This is a genomic window from Methylobacterium sp. WL8, from assembly GCF_008040045.1.
Lineage (GTDB): Bacteria > Pseudomonadota > Alphaproteobacteria > Rhizobiales > Beijerinckiaceae > Methylobacterium > Methylobacterium cerastii.
Map to the genome: position 1 here is coordinate 1 of NZ_VRVF01000168.1, position 2,136 is coordinate 2,136.

Here is a 2,136-nt window from a genome sequence, read left to right on the forward strand (position 1 = left end):
CCGGGACTGGCGCGACTTGACGTGAACCTGCCGGTACCAGCCCGTGCGCATGATCTGGGCAAGCGCGCGGGCATCGTTGCGGTCGGTCTTGTTGGGCATCGTCTTCATGGCCGCGTTGGCGAGCCGCGTCTCGATGCAGACCGCCGGTAGACCCACTGCCCGAAGCTCGTCGTGCAGCCACGCTGTCAGCGAGCACGCCTCCAGGCCGATGCGCTCCAGCGGAAGGCCGAGCCCCGCCAGGGCGGCTACGAGCGGCTCCGGCTCGCTGGCGGTTCGCAACTCCTTGGTGAGCCGTCCCGTCTCATCGACCACGCAGATTGTGGTCTCTTCCAGGGAGACGTCGAGTCCGGCAAAGTAGGTCATGGCTGCTCCTTCCTGATGCTGTGGCGATCCGACATCGACCACGATCTCACATCTCGATAGGAGCAGCCGCCTTCAGCGGAACCGCGGCGTGACCCCAATCACCCCATCTGTCCGATAAGTCATGACGCTCGGCCGAGCCGTCGAACGAGGATCATGACGGCGGCGGCGTAGAGGAAGGCCTGGGCCGAGGCGATAGTCGCCTCCCAGTCTTTCCAAAGGTGGCGGTTGCGACTGATCCAGCCAAAGAAGCGTTCCACCACCCATCTGCGCGGGTGCACGGCAAAGCCGACCTGATCCTTGGGTTTGCGCACGATGTCGACGGTGATGATCGTTGCGGTCGCGGGGCTGTCGCCGGCATAGCCTGCATCGGCGAAGGCCTTGGCGATGAACGGGAAGGTCCGCCGCGACAAGCACTGCACCGGTCCAGCCCCATCGCGATCCTGCACGCGGCGGGTGAGATCGACTGGGGTCGGGCTTGCCTGGACAGCGCATCTGTCCCGGCAAAAAAAGGGCGGCCGCCACCGGCCCGAATCCGACGGATCGAAGCAGGCCGAGCACGAAGCGCCACCTCGTCACCGACGCGCGCGGCACCCCTCTCGGCTTCTGCCTGAGCGGGGCCAATCAACACGACAAAGTCATAATAGCGGCCACTCTCAATGCCATCCCGTCTGTGCGGAGCGGCCGACGCGGCCGACCGCGACGCCGTCCGGACAAACTGCACGCCGACAAGGCCTACGATGCCAGACCCCGTCGACACGAATGCCGGACGCGCGGGATCGTACCGCGCATCGCACGCAAAGGCATCGAGAGTAGCGAGAGACGCGGCCGTCATCGTTGGGGGGTCGAGCGCACCCACGCTTGGTTCAACCGCTCCCGTCGATTGCCTATCCGCTACGAACGACGTGCAGACATCTACGAGGCCTTCACGAGCCTCGCGGCCAGCCTCGTCACCCTCAACCAGATCAGACAGTTCTGTTAGGCGCTCTTAGCCCGCGTAGCGTCATGACCGTGGTCATCCACGTCCGCCATTCTAAAAAATAGGGTCAGCACTTCGGCAGTAGACGGCCAAGCAGAGACGCCTTACCGTCCATCCAACAGCGATCGAAGGGTCCATCGATGATATTCTCGTTCCCCAAATACACGAAGCTAAGAAAGCTTATCGCTGCTGTAGGAATCACCACTGCGGGAATATTGAATAACTTTGCGGCATACGCGCAAACGGTAATTCCTGTAAAAACTAGAATTGAAGAAATCGGTCGCGGAGAGGGGAAAAAACAAATTTATATTGGAGCCGACCCGATTGATGAAATACTGTCATTCCCATCAGACGGGGAGTATATCCTTGATGGAAAAGATTTGAATATATCTGCTGGTAAAATTGAACTTCAAGGAAACTTCACTTTTCGGTCTTTTGCTCAAGGAGCACAGAAGAAGACGCGGCAGATAGCAGGCCCAGCTGGAAACGACGGCCAACAAGGAGGTCAAGGAGCCGCAGGAGAACGCGGTCAAAACTCTGGAAACATAGCAATTCGAGCCTTAGAGATCATTGGGCCTGGAAGATTAATAATCCTAGCAGAAGGAGAACAGGGAGGGGTTGGGCAGGCCGGCGGATCAGGGGGCAGAGGCCTCCGAGGACCGGATGGCGATTCTCGTAAATGCGGTAAAAAGCGAAGGCCGACGGATGGTGCTCCTGGGGCGCAGGGGCATTGCAGCGCGTGGCGAAACCCTGGGCCGGCGCCGCTGCTGCTGCACGATTGCCGCGCGGTGCCCGGC

The 2,136-nt window shown here is 60.7% G+C and carries 1 protein-coding gene and 3 pseudogenes; 2 read left to right on the forward strand and 2 right to left on the reverse strand.

Going from position 1 to position 2,136, the window contains the following annotated elements; all coding sequences use genetic code 11:
- Together FV234_RS25660 and FV234_RS25665 are read right to left on the reverse strand one after the other, a co-directional pair.
- The coding region (locus FV234_RS25660; RefSeq protein ID WP_147832424.1) for a transposase at positions 1-363 on the reverse strand (363 nt) is incomplete at its 3' end.
- Between the two features lie 119 nt (positions 364-482).
- Positions 483-809 (reverse strand): annotated as a pseudogene (locus FV234_RS25665) (transposase); the annotation flags it as partial.
- Here FV234_RS25665 and FV234_RS25670 point away from each other — a divergent pair.
- Together FV234_RS25670 and FV234_RS25675 are read left to right on the forward strand one after the other, a co-directional pair.
- Positions 804-1,342 (forward strand): annotated as a pseudogene (locus tag FV234_RS25670) (IS5 family transposase); the annotation flags it as partial. The pseudogenes FV234_RS25665 and FV234_RS25670 sit on opposite strands and share 6 nt — an antisense overlap.
- A gap of 137 nt (positions 1,343-1,479) precedes the next feature.
- A pseudogene (locus FV234_RS25675) lies at positions 1,480-2,136 on the forward strand (hypothetical protein); the annotation flags it as partial.